23 protein-coding genes are annotated in these 19,712 nt (G+C 59.4%); 12 read left to right on the plus strand and 11 right to left on the minus strand.

What is annotated here, in order from left to right; translation table 11 throughout:
• Positions 1-469 precede the first annotated feature (469 nt).
• Positions 470-1,444: a L,D-transpeptidase family protein gene (locus AC1DKH_RS24925; RefSeq protein WP_477760132.1), complete on the plus strand. Its 975-nt coding sequence runs from the start codon at positions 470-472 to the stop codon at positions 1,442-1,444.
• Positions 1,445-1,566: 122 nt separating this feature from the next.
• Here AC1DKH_RS24925 and oprI read toward each other — a convergent pair whose 3' ends face one another.
• Positions 1,567-1,818 carry an outer membrane lipoprotei OprI gene (gene oprI, locus AC1DKH_RS24930; protein ID WP_003199355.1) on the minus strand — a complete coding sequence of 84 codons (252 nt, stop codon included), beginning with the start codon at positions 1,816-1,818 and terminating at the stop codon, positions 1,567-1,569.
• A 639-nt stretch (positions 1,819-2,457) separates the two neighbouring features.
• Between oprI and AC1DKH_RS24935 the strand changes: the two genes are divergently transcribed.
• The gene (locus AC1DKH_RS24935; protein ID WP_007973562.1) at positions 2,458-2,745 is read left to right on the plus strand and encodes a GNAT family N-acetyltransferase; all 288 of its coding nucleotides are present in this window, start codon (positions 2,458-2,460) and stop codon (positions 2,743-2,745) included.
• A gap of 84 nt (positions 2,746-2,829) precedes the next feature.
• On the opposite strand, the gene AC1DKH_RS24940 is transcribed toward AC1DKH_RS24935, so the two are convergent.
• Positions 2,830-3,906 (minus strand): 3-deoxy-7-phosphoheptulonate synthase, encoded by a 1,077-nt coding sequence (locus tag AC1DKH_RS24940; protein WP_007973561.1) that lies wholly within the window; start codon positions 3,904-3,906, stop codon positions 2,830-2,832.
• Positions 3,907-4,093: 187 nt separating this feature from the next.
• Complete coding sequence (locus AC1DKH_RS24945; RefSeq protein WP_223463731.1) at positions 4,094-4,537, minus strand: PilZ domain-containing protein; 444 nt, start codon at positions 4,535-4,537, stop codon at positions 4,094-4,096.
• Between AC1DKH_RS24945 and AC1DKH_RS24950 the strand changes: the two genes are divergently transcribed.
• The 5 genes from AC1DKH_RS24950 to cysB all read left to right on the plus strand — a co-directional run bounded on the left by AC1DKH_RS24950 (position 4,536) and on the right by cysB (position 8,490).
• Positions 4,536-4,922, plus strand: a complete 387-nt coding sequence (locus AC1DKH_RS24950; protein WP_116264777.1) for a thioredoxin family protein — start codon at positions 4,536-4,538, stop codon at positions 4,920-4,922. The genes AC1DKH_RS24945 and AC1DKH_RS24950 overlap by 2 nt on opposite strands.
• Entirely contained in the window at positions 4,919-5,872 is a 954-nt protein-coding gene (locus AC1DKH_RS24955; protein ID WP_477799611.1) for a putative 2-dehydropantoate 2-reductase, read from the plus strand. The genes AC1DKH_RS24950 and AC1DKH_RS24955 overlap by 4 nt, the downstream gene beginning before the upstream one ends.
• A gap of 25 nt (positions 5,873-5,897) precedes the next feature.
• A complete protein-coding gene (locus AC1DKH_RS24960; protein ID WP_477756259.1) occupies positions 5,898-6,803 on the plus strand; it encodes a 5'-nucleotidase in 906 nt (301 codons plus the stop codon).
• A gap of 95 nt (positions 6,804-6,898) precedes the next feature.
• On the plus strand, positions 6,899-7,402 hold the full coding sequence (locus AC1DKH_RS24965) for a universal stress protein (RefSeq protein WP_477760129.1): 504 nt from the start codon (positions 6,899-6,901) through the stop codon (positions 7,400-7,402).
• A 113-nt stretch (positions 7,403-7,515) separates the two neighbouring features.
• Complete coding sequence (gene cysB / locus AC1DKH_RS24970; RefSeq protein ID WP_046043380.1) at positions 7,516-8,490, plus strand: HTH-type transcriptional regulator CysB; 975 nt, start codon at positions 7,516-7,518, stop codon at positions 8,488-8,490.
• A 16-nt stretch (positions 8,491-8,506) separates the two neighbouring features.
• Here the strand turns inward: cysB and AC1DKH_RS24975 are convergent, their stop codons facing one another.
• A complete protein-coding gene (locus AC1DKH_RS24975; RefSeq protein ID WP_477764713.1) occupies positions 8,507-8,989 on the minus strand; it encodes a GreA/GreB family elongation factor in 483 nt (160 codons plus the stop codon).
• A gap of 2 nt (positions 8,990-8,991) precedes the next feature.
• Positions 8,992-9,402, minus strand: coding sequence for a hypothetical protein (locus tag AC1DKH_RS24980; RefSeq protein ID WP_477799612.1), 411 nt, complete (start codon positions 9,400-9,402; stop codon positions 8,992-8,994).
• Between the two features lie 124 nt (positions 9,403-9,526).
• Between AC1DKH_RS24980 and earP the strand changes: the two genes are divergently transcribed.
• Together earP and AC1DKH_RS24990 are read left to right on the plus strand one after the other, a co-directional pair.
• Positions 9,527-10,669 (plus strand): elongation factor P maturation arginine rhamnosyltransferase EarP, encoded by a 1,143-nt coding sequence (gene earP / locus AC1DKH_RS24985; RefSeq protein ID WP_477764711.1) that lies wholly within the window; start codon positions 9,527-9,529, stop codon positions 10,667-10,669.
• A gap of 48 nt (positions 10,670-10,717) precedes the next feature.
• The gene (locus AC1DKH_RS24990) at positions 10,718-11,287 is read left to right on the plus strand and encodes an elongation factor P (protein WP_007943632.1); all 570 of its coding nucleotides are present in this window, start codon (positions 10,718-10,720) and stop codon (positions 11,285-11,287) included.
• Positions 11,288-11,473: 186 nt separating this feature from the next.
• Here the strand turns inward: AC1DKH_RS24990 and AC1DKH_RS24995 are convergent, their stop codons facing one another.
• The 4 genes from AC1DKH_RS24995 to AC1DKH_RS25010 all read right to left on the minus strand — a co-directional run bounded on the left by AC1DKH_RS24995 (position 11,474) and on the right by AC1DKH_RS25010 (position 14,770).
• A complete protein-coding gene (locus tag AC1DKH_RS24995) occupies positions 11,474-12,487 on the minus strand; it encodes an alpha/beta hydrolase (protein WP_477799613.1) in 1,014 nt (337 codons plus the stop codon).
• Positions 12,488-12,521: 34 nt separating this feature from the next.
• Positions 12,522-12,941, minus strand: a complete 420-nt coding sequence (locus tag AC1DKH_RS25000; RefSeq protein WP_046031808.1) for an organic hydroperoxide resistance protein — start codon at positions 12,939-12,941, stop codon at positions 12,522-12,524.
• Positions 12,942-13,284: 343 nt separating this feature from the next.
• Positions 13,285-13,746, minus strand: a complete 462-nt coding sequence (locus AC1DKH_RS25005; RefSeq protein WP_477799614.1) for a MarR family winged helix-turn-helix transcriptional regulator — start codon at positions 13,744-13,746, stop codon at positions 13,285-13,287.
• A gap of 67 nt (positions 13,747-13,813) precedes the next feature.
• Positions 13,814-14,770: a LysR family transcriptional regulator gene (locus tag AC1DKH_RS25010; RefSeq protein ID WP_477799615.1), complete on the minus strand. Its 957-nt coding sequence runs from the start codon at positions 14,768-14,770 to the stop codon at positions 13,814-13,816.
• A gap of 111 nt (positions 14,771-14,881) precedes the next feature.
• Here AC1DKH_RS25010 and AC1DKH_RS25015 point away from each other — a divergent pair, with 111 nt between their 5' ends.
• On the plus strand, positions 14,882-15,631 hold the full coding sequence (locus AC1DKH_RS25015) for a sulfite exporter TauE/SafE family protein (protein WP_477799616.1): 750 nt from the start codon (positions 14,882-14,884) through the stop codon (positions 15,629-15,631).
• Here the strand turns inward: AC1DKH_RS25015 and AC1DKH_RS25020 are convergent.
• Positions 15,621-16,475 (minus strand): LysR substrate-binding domain-containing protein, encoded by an 855-nt coding sequence (locus AC1DKH_RS25020; protein ID WP_477754040.1) that lies wholly within the window; start codon positions 16,473-16,475, stop codon positions 15,621-15,623. The two genes, AC1DKH_RS25015 and AC1DKH_RS25020, sit on opposite strands and share 11 nt — an antisense overlap.
• Before the next feature lie 95 nt (positions 16,476-16,570).
• Here AC1DKH_RS25020 and AC1DKH_RS25025 point away from each other — a divergent pair, with 95 nt between their 5' ends.
• A complete protein-coding gene (locus AC1DKH_RS25025; protein ID WP_007983517.1) occupies positions 16,571-16,786 on the plus strand; it encodes a DUF1127 domain-containing protein in 216 nt (71 codons plus the stop codon).
• Positions 16,787-16,866: 80 nt separating this feature from the next.
• Positions 16,867-18,096, plus strand: coding sequence for a winged helix-turn-helix domain-containing protein (locus tag AC1DKH_RS25030; RefSeq protein WP_477799617.1), 1,230 nt, complete (start codon positions 16,867-16,869; stop codon positions 18,094-18,096).
• A 122-nt stretch (positions 18,097-18,218) separates the two neighbouring features.
• On the opposite strand, the gene AC1DKH_RS25035 is transcribed toward AC1DKH_RS25030, so the two are convergent.
• Positions 18,219-19,565 (minus strand): class II 3-deoxy-7-phosphoheptulonate synthase, encoded by a 1,347-nt coding sequence (locus AC1DKH_RS25035; protein WP_477754038.1) that lies wholly within the window; start codon positions 19,563-19,565, stop codon positions 18,219-18,221.
• Positions 19,566-19,712: the final 147 nt, after the last annotated feature.

A 19,712-nucleotide genomic window follows, 5' to 3' on the forward strand; every position in this document is an offset into this window, starting at 1 on the left:
GGTGTTCAGGTGTTCACCTTGAATGAAGCGTTTCATGGGCAGCCCTTGCGATGAAATCCGGGGCAATCATAGCAAGGGTTGGCTTTGGCGTTTTGACACACTCTGGGCCATGGATGGCCGATGGCGGCGGGCCCACGGAGCAGGACCGGAGCGAGGGCATGCCGAGCCTAGGCGAGGCACCGAACGTCAGGGGCAAGAGCCCTTTGGTTACTTTGGGGCTTTTCCAAAGTGACCCGCTGTAAGAGCGGAACCATCAGTGGCCGTGACCGCAGCAACGGATATGCACACCCACAAAATACTCATCGCCTGACACACAGCCTTCGCGAGCAGACTCGCTCCCACACAGAATCGAGGACAATCGCAAAATCTCCTTGCATTACCTGCAATCGGGCCATCTCCCCGAAATAACGGATGGCGGTGTACAATCGCGTTCTTATACCCTCTGTTGATCATGCGAAGGATTTTCCGGATGTTGTCGCGCTTTCCTGCCGTCACCCGCTGCCTGACACTTGCCGCCCTTTTGGTGGCCGGTCCCGTTGCAGCATTGGAGTTTCCCCTGCCACCGCCCGGTGAAGACATTATCGGCCAGGTGCAGGTGATCAAGGCCAAGTACGAAGATACCTTCGCCGACCTTGGTACCGCCTACGATCTGGGCTACACGGAAATGGTCGCGGCCAACCCGGGTGTCGATGCATGGTTGCCAGGCACCGGCACGGAAATCATTCTGCCGACCCGCTTCATCCTGCCACCGGGCCCGCGTGAAGGCATCGTGATCAACCTGGCCGAGTACCGCCTCTACTACTACCCGAAAGGCAAGAACGTGGTGTACACGTTCCCGCTGGGTATCGGTCGTGAAGGCTGGGGCTCGCCGATTGCCCACACCAGCATCACCGCCAAGACGCCGAACCCGACCTGGACGCCTCCGGCTTCGATCAAGGCCGAGCACGCAGCAGACGGTGATCCGCTGCCCAACGTCGTGCCGGCCGGCCCAGACAACCCGCTGGGGCCGTTCAAGTTCACCCTGGGCACACCGGGCTACCTGATCCACGGTTCGAACAAGAAGTTCGGTATCGGCATGCGCACCAGCCACGGTTGCTTCCGCATGTTCAACAACAACGTGCTGGAAATGGCGGGCATGGTGCCGGTCGGTACGTCGGTGCGGATCATCAACGACCCGTACAAGTTTGGTTTGAGTGGCGGCAAGGTCTATCTGGAGGCGCATACGCCGCTGGACGACAAGGGCAACCCGTCGGTGGTCGACAAGCACACCGCGGTCATCAACGCGATGCTCAAGCGTGAAGACATCACTAACAACCTGCGCATGAACTGGGATGTGGTGCGTGATGTGGTTGCCGCTGAAGACGGCCTGCCGGTGGAGATTGCTGTGCCGGGCAACAACGCCGTACCGATGGTGTCGAGCACTCCGGTCGACCCGATGCAGTAAGCTTGTAAAGAGCCCGTCGGTGCGGACTGCGTCGACGGGTTTTTTATTGCCTGGAGAAACGCCGGGCAATAAAAAAGCCGACCCAAAAAATGGATCGGCTTGATAACAATCCCGAAGGATTATTACTTGCGGCTAGCTTTGTCCAGCATGCGCAGAGCACGCTCGTTAGCTTCGTCAGCAGTCTGTTGTGCTTTTTGAGCAGCAGCCAGAGCTTCATCAGCTTTACGGTAAGCTTCGTCTGCACGAGCCTGGGAGCGAGCAGCTGCGTCTTCAGTAGCGGTCAGACGTGCTTCGGTTTCTTTCGATGCGCTGCTGCAACCGGTAGCCAGAACTGCGGCCAGAGCCAGAGCAGAGAATTTCAGAACGTTGTTCATCGTGTTCCCCTTCAAGGACTTTCTATTAAGTAGCTATCTCCTCCGATTGAGGAAATAGCCGGCGTACATACTACCTATTACTTGTAGTAAGTAAAACTGACGTGACGCAAGAAGCAAAAAAAATTGTAGGCGTTGATTCTTTTTCGAGCAACTTTTAACTGAACTGATTAAAAAACATCCAGCTGCAAGGCCCGTGGCTGAGCCAGCTGGCGAGAAAAAGTTCCTTCGGCATACCGCTCTTTTTCCAGTCTGGCTAGAGCCCGCCTACATGGATTCGTCTACACTTTTGTTCGGCTTTTGCGTAGCGCCTCCCAATATCTTTCTCGATGTTCAGGTGACTTTAACAACGGGCGCTCGTCTTAAGTCTCAACATCCGGCAATGTTCAGGCTATCGACCCGGAGTGATCTTCGGTCGAGCCATTCCTGCGTGATCCGGAGCAGCACCCGCCAACCCGCACGATGACGAGCGCACCTTGAGCATTTCTGCCAATGGTGCCTACTATTTGTAGGTGCTCGGTAGCGCGAGATCGGTGCAGCTCTTCTCGGTGTCCATTCAGGCACGGGGTGGCGTAGATGTTCCTTCGCCGGAAAAACATCGGTAAGGTAGGGGTCGGAATTCCAGACCCGCGAGGAGTAGTGATGAGCGAGGCGTTGTCCATCCACCATGACCAGGCTGGTCATCAGTTCGAGACCAATGTGGACGGTCATCGTGCCTATCTGACCTATATGGACCTGGGGAAGCAGACCCTGGATATCTATCGCACCTTCGTGCCCAACGCACTGCGTGGTCGCGGTATTGCGGCAGCCTTGACCGAGAAGGCGCTGGAGTACGCTGACGAAATGGGCTACACCGTCATTCCATCGTGCTCCTACGTCGAGCGCTACATGGAGCGTCACCAGCGGCATGCGGCCAAGCTGAGTCAGTGACCTTCAACAAAACGAACGCATAAAAAAACGCCGGGTTCAGCCCGGCGTTTTTTTATGCGCTTTTTGTGCAACCAATCAGGCAGATCAGCTGCGATCGCGTTTAGGCAGCACATCCTTGAGCTTGGCATGCATGCTGCGCAAGGTGTTTTCGGTCGCGGTCCAGTCGATGCAGGCGTCGGTGATCGATACGCCGTATTGCAGGTCGGCGAGGTCTTTCGGGATCGCCTGGGCACCCCAGTTCAGGTGGCTTTCAACCATCAGGCCGATGATCGACTTGTTGCCTTCGAGGATCTGGTTGGCGACGTTTTCCATCACCAGCGGTTGCAGGGCTGGATCCTTGTTGGAGTTGGCGTGGCTGCAATCGACCATGATGTTCGGCTTGATCTTCGCCTTGTTCAGCGCCTGCTCGCAGAGCGCAACGCTGACCGAATCGTAGTTCGGCTTGCCGTTGCCGCCGCGCAGCACCACGTGACCGTAGGCATTGCCCTTGGTGGTCACGATCGACACGCCACCTTCCTGGTTGATGCCCAGGAAACGGTGCGGGCTGGAAACCGACTGCAGGGCGTTGATCGCCACGGTCAGGCCGCCATCGGTGCCGTTCTTGAAGCCGACGGCCGAGGACAGGCCGGAGGCCATTTCACGGTGAGTCTGGGATTCGGTGGTGCGCGCGCCGATGGCCGACCAGCTGATCAGGTCCTGCAAGTATTGCGGGGAGATCGGATCGAGGGCTTCGGTGGCGGTAGGCAGGCCTTTTTCGGCCAGGTCCAGCAGCAACTGGCGACCGATGTGCAAGCCGTCCTGGATCTTGAACGAGTCGTCCAGGTACGGGTCATTGATCAAGCCTTTCCAACCGACGGTGGTACGTGGCTTCTCGAAATACACGCGCATGACCAGATACAGGGTATCGGACACTTCGGCAGCGAGAACCTTCAGGCGCTCGGCATACTCGTGGGCGGCCTTGATGTCGTGGATCGAGCAAGGCCCGATGACGACGAACAGGCGGTGGTCGGTGCCATCCAGAATGTTGCGAATGACTTCGCGGCCCTTGGTGACGGTGCGCAGTGCGGCGTCGCTCAGGGGAATATCGCGCTTGAGCTGATCGGGAGTGATCAGAGTCTCGTTGGAGGCGACGTTTAGGTCGTTGATCGGTAAATCAGCCATCGTTTACTCGTCAGGTCACGGGTGCCGGCCGCCAGCGAACCCGCGCGGCGGAGCACAGCAAATTAAGCGCGTCGGGGAGCCGAACCTTAGCGCGTTACACCGTGGCTCGACAATGGGCAGACGCCGGTTTGGTGGGCTTTCGCAGTCAGTTTCCCTGCCATGAGGGGCAAACCGATCAAGAACACCCCTATTCCAGCACCGGCTGCGCAAAAGCCTTGCGCACCGAATCGTGAGAGAACTCGTCGGCGTGCTCCTGTACCCATTCAAGGGCCCGAGCCTGGATATTCTGCAAGTCGTCGTGGGCGTCATGCAGGCGGCAGTAACGTTCGATCTGGCACACCTGCTCGCCCATTCGGGCGCTGAATAGCGTTTGTTCGTCGACAAAGACGATGCCTACCAGATAACCGCGCTTGCGCCGCAGGCACCAGGCGACATAACCCAGGTAGCGCATGTCCGGGTTCACGGTCGGCATGCGTACCTCCAGCGCGGTGCCGTAGCGCCACGCGCGGTGATAATTGCAAGCCATGCCCCCGAGACTGATAGTGTGCAGCTGTCGCCGCGAAATACACTCTGGTTTCAGCAACGTTAATTCGACGGGCACATCGTCAGGGTGAGGAATAAATCGTCCCATGAACACAGACTCCATGTGTCGGCCATCTGACATTGTTACACCCAGTATAGTGGTCGAATTGGAACTGACCGATTTCGACGCCGACCAACGGCTGCTGGCGATGAGCGGCGTATCACTGGTTATTTTCACCAGTGTCGGCTGCGCCAGTTGCCGTTTTGCCCGCGAGCAATTGCCGACACTCGATCTGGCAGTCGATCGACTGTGCTGGATCGATGCCGGCAACAACGGCGGGGTGGTCGAGCGTTATCAGGTCTTTCACTTGCCGGCGCTGTTTGTCGTTCGCGACGGCGAATTCTTTGGAGCACTGAAATCGCGCCTGACCGACACCGAGCTCAACCGGGCCGTGCGCCAGGCGCTGAGTCGAACAGCAGAGGAGTTGCCATGATGGGGACAGTTGCCAGGCCGACGATCGGCATAATCGGGACCGGCGCAATCGGTGGTTTCTACGGGGTAATGCTGGCGCGTGCCGGTTTTGATGTGCATTTTCTGCTGCGCAGCGAGTTTTCCGCTGTGGCCGAGCACGGGTTGCAAGTCGATAGCGCGCCCCATGGCGCGCTGAAACTGAACCCGGTGCAGGCTTATTCGAACGCTGAAGACATGCCGCCCTGCGACTGGCTGCTGGTGGGCGCGAAAACCACCAGCAACGCCGACCTGGCACCCGCTATCCTGCAAGCGGCGGCACCGAACGCCAAGGTACTGCTGTTGCAAAACGGCCTGGATGTCGAAGACAGCCTGCGCGCGTTGCTCCCCGATTCGCTGCATGTGCTTGGAGGGCTCTGCTACATCTGCGTCCATCGCGAGGCGCCGGGCGTCATCACTCATCAGGCGTTGGGCGCGGTGCACGTTGGTTATCACAGCGGTCCTGCCGATGGGCCGGCACGCACTGCGATTGTCGAGGAAGGTGTCGGCCTGTTCCGCAGCGCCGGTCTCGATTCCCAGGCCATGGCGAATTTGCATCAGGCGCGTTGGCAAAAACTGGTCTGGAATATCCCTTACAACGGTCTCTCGGTGTTGCTGGGAGCGAGCACCACACCGTTGATGGGCGATGCCGACAGTCGCGAACTGATCAAGGCGCTGATGGCTGAAGTGGTGCAAGGCGCAGTCGCGTGCGGGCACGGTGTACCGGCGGGGTATGCCGAGCACTTGTTCATGGTGACCGAAAAAATGCCTGACTACTGGCCGAGCATGTACCACGATTTCCTGCACAAGCGACCGCTGGAGCTGGCCGCGATCTACGCCCGGCCACTGGCGGCCGCCAGGGCCGCGGGGTGTGAGATGCCGCGCATCGAGGCCTTGTATCGCAGTTTGAGTTTCATTGATCGACGAAACACCTGAGTCGACCAACCTGAGGGAGAAGGGCATGCCGAAGGCAATTGACGACAAACTGGTGCTGGCGATTTCTTCGCGGGCGCTGTTCGACCTGAGCGAAAGCCACAAGGTCTATCTGTCGAGCGGTGTCGAAGCCTACCGGCAGTATCAGATCGAACACGAAGACGAAATCCTCCAACCCGGCGATGCCTTTGCGTTGGTGCAGAAACTCCTGAACCTCAACAATAGCCTCGGCCGTGCCCGGGTCGAGGTGATTCTGGTGTCGCGCAACAGCGCCGACACCGGGCTGCGGGTATTCAACTCGATTGACCATTACGGACTGGCAATCTCTCGCGCGGCCTTTGTCGGCGGGCGCAGTCCGTATCCCTACCTCAAGGCCTTTGGCTGCGACCTGTTTCTCTCGACCCACGCCGAAGACGTACGCAATGCACTGGACGCCGGGTTCGCCGCGGCGACCATTCTGTCGGGCGGTGCCAGTCGTGCGGCCAGCGACGAATTGCGCATCGCCTTCGACGGAGACGCGGTGCTGTTTTCCGATGAGTCGGAGCGCGTTTATCAGGCCGGTGGTCTGGAGGCGTTCCAGGCCAGCGAGCGTGAGGCCGCCCGCGAGCCGTTGCGCGGTGGGCCGTTCAAGGGCTTTCTCGCGGCCCTCAATCTGTTGCAGCGTGAGTTCCCGGAGGACGCCTGTCCGATCCGTACTGCGCTGGTCACGGCGCGATCGGCGCCGGCCCATGAGCGAGTGATTCGCACGTTGCGCGAATGGGACATCCGTCTCGACGAGTCGCTGTTCCTCGGCGGCCTGACCAAGTCAGCCTTTCTCGAAGCCTTCGCGGCCGATGTGTTTTTCGACGATCAGGCCGGCCACTGCGAATTGGCCCGTGAAGTCGTCGCCACCGGTCATGTGCCCCATGGCATAAGCAACGAGCAAAAGGTTTAAGCCCACTGTTCAATGCGTTGCGCCGCATGTCGTAGTCGCCAAGGCACTGCTAAGCTGAATCAAATCTCCGCCATGTTGGCAGTCGAGGAGGTCATATGATTCGTTCGATGCTGTATGCCACTGACCTTGGCCTGTACGCGCCCGTGGTGATGCAGCATGCCCTGGAACTGGCCCGGACCTTCAATGCCGATTTGTATGTGGTGCATGCGGTTGAACCCATGGGGTTGTTTGCCGAGTCGGTGCTGCAAAGTTATCTCGATGAACAGGCGCTGAACGAGTTTCACAGCCAGGGCCTGAATACAGTGATTGCCAGTATCGAGCAGCGGGTGCTCGACAGTTTTCGTGAGGAGTTGGGGGATGAAGGGGAGCACGATCTGGAGCGGATTCAGGCAGTACGGGTGGTGCAGGGCGACCCATCGCAGGTGATTCTGGACCAGGCGCAGAAACTCTCCGTGGATTTGTTGATCGTAGGAAGTCACAGCCACGGTGCGGGTGCGGAAACGCCTTTGGGGCGAACCGCCGCCCGTGTGCTGCAACTGTCCAAGGTGCCGGTCTATCTGGTGCCGCTGGTGCAACGTCGTCGCCAAGGGGATCTCTAGAACACGAATAATGGCAATTTGACAAAAAAGTTCTAGATTTATTCTTCGAACCATTAATATAGTTATATACCGTCGCTGATGCCCGTGGCGTCTACCTGCTTTGAGGGATTCATATGAAGCTTCAACAATTGCGCTACATCTGGGAAGTGGCGCACCACGACCTCAACGTTTCCGCTACAGCCCAAAGCCTTTACACCTCTCAACCGGGCATCAGTAAACAGATCCGTCTGCTGGAAGACGAACTGGGCGTCGAGGTTTTTGCCCGCAGCGGCAAGCACCTGACCCGCGTTACCCCGGCCGGCGAACGCATCATCACCACCGCTGGCGAAATTCTGCGCAAGGTTGAAAGCATCAAGCAGATCGCCCAGGAATTCTCCAACGAGAAGAAGGGCACCCTGTCGATTGCCACCACTCACACCCAGGCGCGTTATGCGTTGCCGCCGGTGATCAGCAATTTCATCAAGCAATACCCGGACGTGGCCCTGCATATGCATCAGGGTTCGCCCATGCAAATCGCCGAAATGGCCGCCGACGGCACCGTGGATTTCGCCATCGCCACCGAAGCGCTCGAGCTGTTCGGTGATCTGGTGATGATGCCGTGCTACCGCTGGAACCGTTGCGTGGTCGTGCCTCAGGGCCACCCGCTGACCAAACTGTCGAAACTGACCCTCGAAGCCCTGGCCGAATACCCGATCGTGACGTACGTGTTCGGTTTTACCGGCCGGTCGAAGCTCGACGAAGCATTCAGCCATCGTGGCCTGACGCCGAAAGTGGTGTTCACCGCCGCCGACGCCGACGTGATCAAGACCTATGTTCGCCTGGGTCTGGGCGTGGGCATCGTGGCGAAAATGGCTGTCGACAGCAAACTCGACAGCGACCTGGTGGTGCTTGATGCCAGCGAACTGTTCGAGTCCAGCGTGACCAAGATCGGCTTCCGTCGCGGCACCTTCCTGCGTGGTTTCATGTGCGACTTCATCGAGAAGTTCGCGCCGCACCTGACCCGCGAAGTCATGGCCAAGGCCATTCAGTGTCACAACAAGCAGGAACTGGAAGAGCTGTTCGAGGGCGTCGAACTGCCCGTTCACTGATAGTGTTTCCTGCCGGTCAAACCACCTCGGTGACAGCGAACTGTTGCCGAGCGCCCGCCACCAGAATCTCCACCTCATCGCCCTCGAACTTGCCCAGCAGGCTTTTGCCCAGCGGTGAGCGCGGGGTGATGACGGTTATCAGTTGCCCCACCAGATCGACCTTCAATCCGGCTGCATCGGGGGCGAGAAACAGCCATTGTTCGCGCCCCCTTTCGTCCTCGAGCCCGAGCAGCGCGCCCACTTCGATGCCCCGCTGATCGTCATACGGGCGCAGGGCCAGGTTCTGGCAGAGGCTCAGTGACTGGCGAATTTCCTCGACCCGCCTGGCTTGCCCGGCCGCGAGATAGGACGCTTCCAGCCCCAGGGTGTCGTATTTGTTCTCGGCGATGTTTTCTTCATGGGTCGCCGTTTCGTAAGCGGTTTGCGCGGCCCGTTCGGCGATGTCTAGATCGATCCGCAGCTTGTCGAGAATCAGTTGGTGGACTGTGTGCTTATTCATGATCAATCGCAGAATTGCAGGACGTTGGCGCGGCTTTTTTCGCTGGGTGCAGTCCGGTCCTGTTGCAGCCAGAACTGACAGCTTGGGTTGGATAGGTTGCGACTGCTGCTGCGCGCCTGATCGAGCCGTTGCTGCTGCTCGTTCTTGCGCAGGTTTTCTTCATATTGCTCAAACAACGGACTCTGTTGCGGAATGTCCGGCACCGGTTGCGCTGCCACCGGTGGTTTGGCCAGTTGCTCCACAGCTGCTGCCACAGGTGCCAGTTGCTCGCTGAAAAGCAGGCGCGAAGCGAGCCAGCAGGTCAGCACAATGGCAATGAATCCCAGCCACATGCCGAGGGCGATGCTGCCGGTCAATTGCAGGGCATTGAGGCTGATTGGGAAAGAGCGGTGCGGAGTGGGGCGGTGGGGCATGGTTGCTTCCTGGCGAAAGGTCACGGGCGAGTGGCGATTGTCGCATGAAGAATAATCATCGTCGGCTCTTCTGCACGGGGTAATTTATGCGGACAATCGGCGCCTTTGCCAACGGGAACCTGGAATGCCTGAAATGAAAACCCGCTGGGATATTTTTTGCACCGTAGTCGATAACTTCGGCGACATCGGCGTGACCTGGCGACTGGCCCGACAACTGGTCGCCGAACATGGGCTGGCGGTGCGTCTATGGGTCGATGATCTGCGAGCGTTCGAGCGCCTGTGCCCGGAAATCGACATCCACGCTGCGCAGCAGTGGCAACAAAACGTCGAAGTGCGCCAATGGCCAGCCGAGTGGCAACCGACCGAAGCCGCCGATGTGGTGATTGCTGCATTTGCCTGCCAATTGCCGAGCGCCTACATGGACGCCATGGCCGAACGGGAAAAGACGCCGCTGTGGATGAACCTCGACTACCTGAGTGCCGAGGACTGGGTGATCGGCTGCCACGGTTTGCCCTCGGTGAAGTACAAAAGCGTGCAGAAGTTCTTTTTCTTTCCGGGGTTCCAGAAGGGCACTGGCGGGTTGTTACGTGAGCGTGGATTGCTTGAGCGTCGTCGGCAATTTCAGCAAAACCCGCAGGCTCAAAGAGAATTCCTGCACGGTTTGGGGATTGATCGTGCACCCGGTGCGCAGTTGATCTCATTGTTTGCCTACGAAAACACCGGGCTGGCCAGTTGGCTCGATGCGATGGCTGGCGATTCTACGGCCACTCATCTGCTGGTGCCGGAAGGGCGGATTCTCGGCGACGTAGAGCGTTGGCTCGGTGTGGAGGGTTTGGCGGCCGGTGCCGTGCATGTGCGTGATGCCTTGACCGTGCAAGTGCTGCCATTCGTCCGCCAGGACCAATACGACTTGTTGCTATGGTGTTGCGATTTCAATGCCGTGCGCGGCGAAGACTCCTTTGTGCGCGCTCAATGGGCCGGCCGGCCATTTCTCTGGCACATCTACCGGCAGGAAGAAGATATCCATCTGGACAAACTCGAGGCCTTCCTCGAAGTCTATATAAAGGGGCTTTCTGAACCTGCGCGGGAGGCGATCAGCGGTCTCTGGCGGGCGTGGAACGCTGGTGAAAAAATAGCCGACCACTGGCAATTCACCCGTAAACACTGGCCAGAGCTGGAAAAACACGCCGAGGCGTGGTGTCTGGAACAGGCCTTGCAGGCCGATCTTGCCACGGCGCTGGTACAGTTTTATGGAAATTGGATATGATACGCGGCCTAGATTTTTGTAAATCCCATCCAAATTCGGATATTCGCAATGAAAACTGGTAAAGAACTGAAACCCGGGACCGTGATTCGTCTCGAAAACGATCCTTGGCTGGTTCAGAAAGCTGAATTCACCAAGTCCGGTCGTAACAGCGCGATCATGAAGACCAAGCTGAAGAACCTGCTGACCGGTTACAAGACCGAGATCGTTTACAGCGCCGACGACAAACTGGACGACGTAATCCTCGACCGCAAAGAAGCGACCCTGTCCTTCATCAGCGGCGATACCTACACGTTCATGGACACCACCGACTACACCATGTACGAGCTGAACGCTGAAGACATCGAAGCCGTTCTGCCTTTCGTTGAAGAAGGCATGACCGATGTTTGCGAAGCGATCTTCTTCGAAGAGCGTCTGGTTTCCGTAGAGCTGCCGACCACCATCGTGCGTCAGGTTGACTACACCGAAGGTTCCGCTCGCGGCGACACTTCCGGCAAGGTGATGAAGCCTGCCAAACTGAAGAACGGTACCGAGCTGTCGGTTGCTGACTTCATCGAAATCGGCGACATGATCGAGATCGATACCCGCGAAGGCGGTTCCTACAAAGGCCGTGCCAAATAAGCACCGCTTGAGGAATGAAAAAGCCCGACCATTGAGTCGGGCTTTTTTGTGCCTGGATGAAACATCCAGTTCTCCTGTAGGAGYGAGCCTGCTCGCGATGKGCGTTAACGATAACGCGAGCTTCCTGAATGCCCGCGTTGTCTGGGCGTCCATCGCGAGCAGGCTCGCTCCTACAGTTGGGCGGTGTTATTTCAAGTGCTGTTTCAGTTCTTCAGACGCCTGCAACATTGCCGAACGCACCGCCGGCACCTGGCTTGCCACGTTGAGCAAACCGTAGTCGTGGATCAAGCCGTTGTAGCGAATCGAGGTCACCGGCACACCGGCTTCATCGAGTTTGCGGGCGTAGGCTTCGCCTTCATCGCGCAACACGTCGGCACCGGCGGTCTGCACCAGCGCTGGAGGCAATCCTTTCAACTGGGCGGTGGTCGCGCGCAGTGGTGAGGCGTAGATCTCGTTCCGTTGATTGGCGTCGGTGGTGTAGTTGTCCCAGAACCACTTCATCATGTTTTTGGTGAGGAAGTGCCCTTCGGCGAACTGGTTGTAGGACGCTGTTTCGAAGTTGGCATCAGTCACCGGCCACAACAGCACCTGGAACCTGATCGCCGGTGTGCCCTTGTCCTTGGCCATCAGCGCAACCACGGCCGCCATGTTGCCGCCGACACTGTTGCCGGCTACCGCCAGGCGCTTGCCATCGACGTTGATCTCTTTTCCGTGCCCGGCCACCCATTGGGTCGCCGCGTAAGCCTGGTTGATTGCCACCGGGTAATGCGCTTCCGGCGACGGCGTGTAGTTGACGAAGACGGCCGCTGCACCCGAACCCGTCACCAGGTCACGTACCAGCCGCTCGTGGGTCGGGAAATCTCCCAGTACCCAGCCACCGCCGTGGAAGAACATGAATACGGGCAGCTCACCCTTGACCCCGGCCGGCCGGACGATGGTCAGGCTGATCGGTTGGCCGTCGACTTGAATGGTCTTCTGGCTGACATCGGCTTTTGGCTGCGTCAGCTTCACCCCGGCCTGCGCGCCTACCAGAACGGCGCGGGCCTCGGCGGGCGTCATTTGCTCCATCGGCTTGCCGGTACCGGCGTTCAGAACGTCGAGGAATGCCTGGGTGTTGTGTTCAACCCCAGTACCTGCGAACGCGTTGCTGATGGACAAGGCGAGAAGGGTACCGGTCAAGACTTTGCTGAAAGTGTTCATGTTCGTTTCCTGTTCGGGCCTGGGTAGTCAGCGCTTAGACGGTTACGTGCAGACGCACATCGACGTTGCCACGGGTGGCGTTGGAGTACGGGCAGACCTGGTGGGCCGCGTCGACCAGTGCTTGTGCGTCGGCTTGTTCAAGACCGGGCAGGCTGATGTGCAGGTCGATGTCCAGACCGAAACCGCCAGGGATCTGGCCGATGCCGACATGGGCGGTGATCGAAGCGTCGTTCGGGATGCTGCGCTTGGTCTGGCTGGCCACGAATTTCAGGGCGCCGATGAAGCAGGCGGAGTAGCCGGCGGCGAACAGTTGCTCAGGGTTGGTGGCTGCGCCGCCGGCACCGCCGAGTTCTTTCGGGGTGGCGAGTTTGACGTCGAGGATGTTGTCGCTGGAAACCGCACGACCGTCACGGCCACCGGTGGAAGTTGCGATTGCGGTGTAGAGAGTTTGCATGGTGAAAGCCTCGTTTGGGGTTTGTTTTGCGCTAAATGTTTGCGCGCTAATTAAGTGCGAGGTGAATGTATCGCGCAAATATTTAGCGCGCAATATAAATTTTCAAACAGATTTGAAAAAGCGAAATGTCAGCGAGGGCGTTTTTGTTGGAAGTGTTGAGCTAGAGCTATCGAGGGAAATTTTTCAAGAAGAGGTGGCGAACCCGATTTTTCGGTCCCGCGCAAAACAAATGTGGGAGCGAGCTTGCTCGCGATTGCAGTCTCACATTCAGCAATGATGTTGACTGACACACCGCCATCGCGAGCAAGCTCGCTCCCACAAGGGATTTGTGGTGAATTGGAAATTACAGGCTGTCTTGCAGGTGACGACGCAGTTCTTGCAGCTCCGCTTGCAGGTTTTGCAGGCGCTCCAGTGTCATCCCGCTGGCGCCGAGGATGCACTGGGGAATATCCCGGGCTTTGTCGCGCAAGGCTCGGCCCTGCTCGGTGAGCTCGACGATCACCACGCGCTCGTCCTCGCGGCTGCGGGTGCGGCTGAGCAAGCCTTCGCCTTCCAGGCGCTTGAGCAACGGCGTCAACGAGCCAGGGTCGGTCAGCAACCGCGTGCTGATTTCACCTACGGTCAAACCGTCCCTTTCCCACAACACCATCATCGCCAGGTATTGCGGGTAGGTCAGGCCCAGCGCTTGCAGCAAGGGTTTGTAGACCTTGGTCATCATCAGCGAAGTAGAATGCAGGGCGAAGCAGGCCTGATTGTCCAGCAACAGGTTGTCGCAGTTATCCGGGGGGTTGCGCTCGGTGGTCATGTCGAAGCCTTGATCTGTGATCTTAGGAATCTAGCGGGCGAATCTTTAATGCGCCAGATAAATTTGATCAGTGCTGTTGCAAATGGGTTTGCAGCAGCAGATCCCAGGGTGGAACCGGGCTGAAGCGGGTTTTCAGGTACTCCAGCAACAAGCGACTGCGGGAGTTGGGTTGCTGTTCCAGGCGCAAGGCGTAGATGCCGGTGCTTTCCGGTTTCGGCAGGCCGCTGTCGCAGAACAGCGGCAGCAACTCACCCCGCAACAGGTACTCGCTGACCAGCCAGGTTGGCAGGTGCGCGATACCCAGTCCGGCCAGCGCGCCGCAGACCAGCGCCTCGGCATTGTTGGCACTCATGCGCACCCGCGCCGGCCGGTGCAACTGCATTTGCCCGTCGCGCTCGAAACGCCAGGCGAAGGGCGGGGCCAGGCCATCCCAGTCGAGTCCGTCGTGTTCAGTCAGTTGTGAGGGCTCGGTTGGCACGCCGCGACGCTGCAAGTAATCAGGGCTGGCGCAGGCGATACGCACCATGCTCGCCAGTGGCGTGGCTACCAGCCGGGTATCGGCCAATTGCCCGGCGCGCAGCACCAGATCGACCTTGCCGAGGTTCAGGCCCTGCATGTCGACGAAGCTGTCGATCAGGTGCAGTTGCACATCGAGACCGGGATAGAGCAAGAGGAAATCGGCGATCACCGGTGCCAGGTGCCGGCGCCCAAAGGCTGTCGGCGCATCGATGCGAATCAGACCTTCCGGCGCGCTGCTCAGAGACACCGCTTCGGCCCGGGCCAGGCGCAACTCGGCGACGATCCGCCGTGCGCGCTCGGCAAAGACCAATCCCGCCGGGGTGGCGCGTACTGCATGAGTGCTGCGCAGGAACAGCTGACTGCCGACCGCGCTTTCCAGGCTGTCGATTCGCCGTGCCACGGCCGAAGGGGTCAGCGGATGACGGCGCGAGGCGGCGGAAAAACTGCCGGTTTCCAGCACGTCGAGGAACAAGACCAGTTGGTCGGTCAGTTGATTGGGGTTCATGGCAGGTTTGCGCTTGTGCGAATTTGGCACAGCCATTGTGCGATGCTGTGCGTTTCCGCGCCAGAAGCAACTGCGTAGGATCAAAGGCCTGACGGCAACGGGGAAAATGCTGTGATTGAGTTTTTGATGTATCTGGTGTTCGGCGCTGCGTTGGGCACGCTCGGCGGGTTGTTTGGCATCGGCGGCGGCCTGATCGCCATTCCGCTGCTGGGCGTGCTGTTCGGGCTCGATCAGCAGATAGCCCAAGGCACAGCGCTGGTGATGGTGGTGCCGAACGTGATGCTGGCGCTGTGGCGCTATCATCAGCGCAACCGGATCGAACTGCGCCACGCGCTACCGCTTGCGATCATGGGGTTCTGCTTCGCCTGGCTCGGATCGATCTGGGCGGTAGGCATCGATGCGCAAACCATGCGCATAGGCTTTGTCGCGTTTCTGATCGCGCTGTCGGCGTACAACCTCGTTCGCATGTTCGCCGCCAGCGCTCCGCCGGCTTCGCAGATGAACTATTCATGGCCCTGGCTGGGCGTACTGGGTGCTGCATCGGGCACGATGGGCGGGTTGTTTGGCGTGGGGGGCGCGGTGGTGGCGACACCGGTGCTGACCAGTCTGTTCGGCACCAGCCAAGTGGTTGCGCAGGGGTTGTCGTTGGCGCTGGCCTTGCCGAGTACCGGGGTGACGCTGGTGACTTACGCCGTGCACCATCAGGTCAGCTGGGTGATCGGCTTACCCCTGGCGGTCGGCGGGCTGATGAGCATCAGTTGGGGCGTGAAGGTTGCCCACGCATTGCCGGAGCGGCTGCTGCGCGGGCTGTTTTGCGGGTTCCTGGTGTTCTGTGCGGTGATGCTCGCCTTCAAAGTTTGAAGCCTTCGATGATGTGCTCGGCCAGGCACTCGGTGATCGGTGACGGGTTATGCAGGTTGCGCACGAGCATGATGCTGGCCTCGGGCAGCAACGGCAGGTCCTCGGCTGCACCGAGGATGCGCATGTCCGCGGTGATCAGGCTTTCAAGCTGCGCCGTGACGGCCAGCCCGGCGCTGACTACTGCCATGATCGCCGACAGGCTGTCGCTGTTGTACGCCACCCGGTAGTCGCGCCCTTGGGCATCCAGGGCATTGCAGGCCCACAGGCGGCAGAAGCAATCACTGTTGAACATTGCCAGCGGCAGCGGCGTCTGCTCATGAGCGCTGTAGCATTGCGCTTCGGCCCAGACAAAACGTTCCTTGCGCAACAACTGGCCGATTTCGCTGCCCGGCTCGCGGGTGACGATGGACAGGTCGAGGTCCTGGCGCATCAGCAGTTGCTTGGATGATTCGCAGTGCACTTCTATCTGAATCAGCGGGTAGGACTGGGCAAACCGGCGCAGAATCCCCGGGAGGAATCGCATCACATAATCGTCCGGCGTGCCGATGCGCACCGTGCCGACCATGTCGGGTTCGCGCAAGGTATTGAAGACCTCGCTGTGCAGCTTGAGGATCCGCCGCGCATAGCCCAGCAACACCTGGCCTTCAGCCGTCAGCCGCACCTGCCGCCCGTCGCGCTGGAACAACTGACGCTGCAGCACATCTTCTTCCAGGCGTTTCATCTGCATGCTGACGGCTGACTGGGTGCGGTTGACGATTTCGCCGGCGCGGGTAAAGCCGCCCTGGTCGGCGATGGCGACGAAGGTGCGCAACACTTCGGTATCGATACTCGGGTAGGCGGACATCCATCAATCTCCGAGATATGTGACATCAGAAACATTCGTTGGATTGATCTTAGACCCGGCGCGAGACTGGAGCCATCCAAACGGAGGGCAACAAGATGAAAGGTCAACATGAGTTCCACGGTGCAGAAAAACACTCGATTCACGTGATATCCGATCTGCTGCACAAGGTCGGCCGCTGGTACGAACTGCATCGCGAGCGCGAACTGCTGGCGAGCTTGAGCGACGAAGCACTCAAGGACATCGGCATGAGCCGTGCGGATGTGGAGAACGAGTCGATCAAACCGTTCTGGAATGACCCGATGCATAAATGACCCGATCAATAAATGATGAGTGCCACGCTACACAAACCCCTTACCGGTGAGGTAGGTTGCGAGCAGACAAGGAGGCACCCATGCGCGCAACGTTGTCCTTTACCCTCAACCAGGCTCGGCGTCTGGCGCTGGCCGCCCAAGGGTTCAACGGGCGGTCGCCGCCAGCGGCGATCAAGGCTGTTGCACTCAATCGCCTGATCGAACGGCTGGGCATTTTGCAGATCGATTCGGTCAATGCATTGGTGCGTTCGCACTACCTTCCGCTGTTTTCCCGCCTCGGTAACTACTCTTCCGATTTACTCGACCAGGCTGCCTGGGGTCAGGGTAGGCGACGTACGTTGTTCGAGTATTGGGGTCATGAAGCCTCGTTATTGCCACTTTCCATGTACCCATTGATGCGTTGGCGCATGCAGCGTGCAGCCCGTGGCGAAGACATTTATCAGCAATTGGCGCGCTTTGGCCGTGAACAGCAAGACACCATTCGCCGGGTGCTGGCTTCGGTCGAGGAGCAGGGCGCGCTGGGGGCCGGAAGTCTGTCGACCCGTCAGGAACGAGCCGGTCCGTGGTGGGACTGGAGCGCGGAAAAGCATGCGCTGGAGTGGTTGTTCGCGGCCGGTGAAGTGACCGTTGCCGGACGGCGCGGATTCGAAAGGCTCTACGATCTGCCGGAGCGGGTGATTCCCCGGGCGGTTCTTGCGCACCCCGTCCTGAGTGAAGGCGATGCCCAGCGCGGCCTGTTGCGGCATGCGGCAACGGCCTTGGGAGTCGGTACGGAGAAAGACTTGCGTGACTATTTCCGCTTGAACCCTGCGGACAGCCGCCCACGTTTGGCCGAATTGGTCGAGGCCGGTGAATTGCAGACCTGCGAAGTCCAGGGCTGGCGGCAACCGGCCTATTGTCTGGCCGGGCCAAAAGTGCCGCGCAAAGTCGTCGCCAGTGCATTGCTCTCGCCGTTCGATTCGCTGATCTGGGAGCGCAGCCGGACCGAGCGGCTGTTTGATTTCCGCTATCGATTGGAGATCTACACGCCGCAGGACAAGCGGGTGTACGGCTATTACGTCCTGCCGTTTTTGCACAACGAGCGGATTGCCGCACGGGTAGACCTGCGCGCCGAACGGGCGGCGGGCCGTTTGGCAGTGCATGCCGTACATGAAGAGCAAGCGGGACTGGATGAGGAGGGGATGCTGGCGTTGGCGGTCAATCTGCGGCAGATGGCGGATTGGCTGGGGTTGGCGCAGGTTCAGTTGAATTGCCCACGGGCGAGTGCGGCAAGGTTGCGGGTGGCATTCACACAAATTGGCGGTGCTTGAGCTGGCCCCTTCGCGGGCAAGCCCGCTCCTACAGTGATCGAGCCGATCACTGATTTTGTGTACGGCGCGAATCCTGTAGGAGCGGGCTTGCCCGCGAAGGCGATATATCAGGCAGTCAAAATCTACCGCCGAACTTGCTTCAGAGTTTCAGCAATCAAAAACGCCAGTTCCAGCGACTGATCGGCATTCATCCGCGGGTCGCAATGGGTGTGGTAGCGATCCGACAAACCATCCTCGGTAATCGGCCGCGCACCACCGATGCATTCGGTGACGTTCTGCCCGGTCATTTCGATATGGATACCACCGGCATAACTGCCTTCGGCTTCGTGTACCTGGAAGAACTGCTTCACTTCGCCAAGGATCTGCGCGAAGTCGCGGGTCTTGTAGCCGCTGCTGGCCTTGATCGTATTGCCGTGCATCGGGTCGGAACTCCAAAGCACTTGCTTGCCTTCCCGCTGGACGGCACGGATCAGCTGCGGCAAGTGATCGCCGACCTTGTTCGCGCCCATCCGCGCGATCAGGTTCAGGCGACCCGGATCGTTCTGCGGGTTGAGCACGTCGATCAAACGAATCAGGTCGTCGGGGTTCATGCTCGGGCCGACCTTGACCCCGATCGGGTTGTTCACCCCGCGCAGGAATTCGACGTGGGCACCGTCGAGCTGGCGGGTGCGGTCGCCGATCCACAGCATGTGGGCCGAGCAGTCGTAGTAATCGTTGGTCAGGCTGTCACGACGCACGAAAGCTTCTTCGTAGTTCAGCAGTAGCGCTTCGTGGGCCGTGAAGAAACTGGTTTCGCGCAACTGCGGCGAGGTGTCCATGCCACAAGCGCGCATGAACGCCAGGGTTTCATCGATACGGTCGGCCAGGTGGCTGTACTTTTCCGCCAGCGCCGAGTTGGCAATGAAGTCCAGGTTCCACTTGTGCACCTGATGCAGATCGGCAAACCCGCCCTGGGCGAACGCGCGCAACAGGTTCAGGGTGGCGGTGGACTGGTGGTAGGACTGCAGCAGGCGTTCCGGGTCCGGTACGCGGTTTTTTTCGTCGAAACCGATACCGTTGACGATGTCGCCGCGGTAGGCGGGCAGGGTCACGCCATCGATGGTTTCGTCGTTGGCCGAGCGGGGCTTGGCGAACTGCCCGGCCATGCGCCCGACCTTGACCACCGGGCAGCCGGCGGCAAACGTCATCACGATCGCCATCTGCAACAACACCTTGAAGGTGTCGCGGATTTTCGCCGCGGAGAATTCGGCGAAGCTTTCGGCGCAGTCGCCACCCTGTAATAGAAACGCTCGGCCCTGGGTCACCTCGGCAAACTGACGGCGCAACTCACGGGCTTCACCGGCAAATACCAGCGGCGGATAGCTGGCCAGGGTCTGCTCGACCTGCTGCAAATGCGCGGCGTCGGGGTATTGGGGTTGTTGCTGGATCGGCAGGGCGCGCCAGCTGTCAGGGCTCCAGGGTTGGCTCATCACGGTCTCTAGTGTTTTCGCTCGGACCTCCATGTTATCAGCAAATTAGTGCGTGACCTGTTCCCGTCGCTTCGCCGACAATCTCGCCTTTGCCGCTCTCTATACGCGGTGTTATTGCGTTGCCGGCCCCGGTGACGATCAGGAGAT

Source organism: Pseudomonas sp. 05L36 (assembly GCF_056398125.1).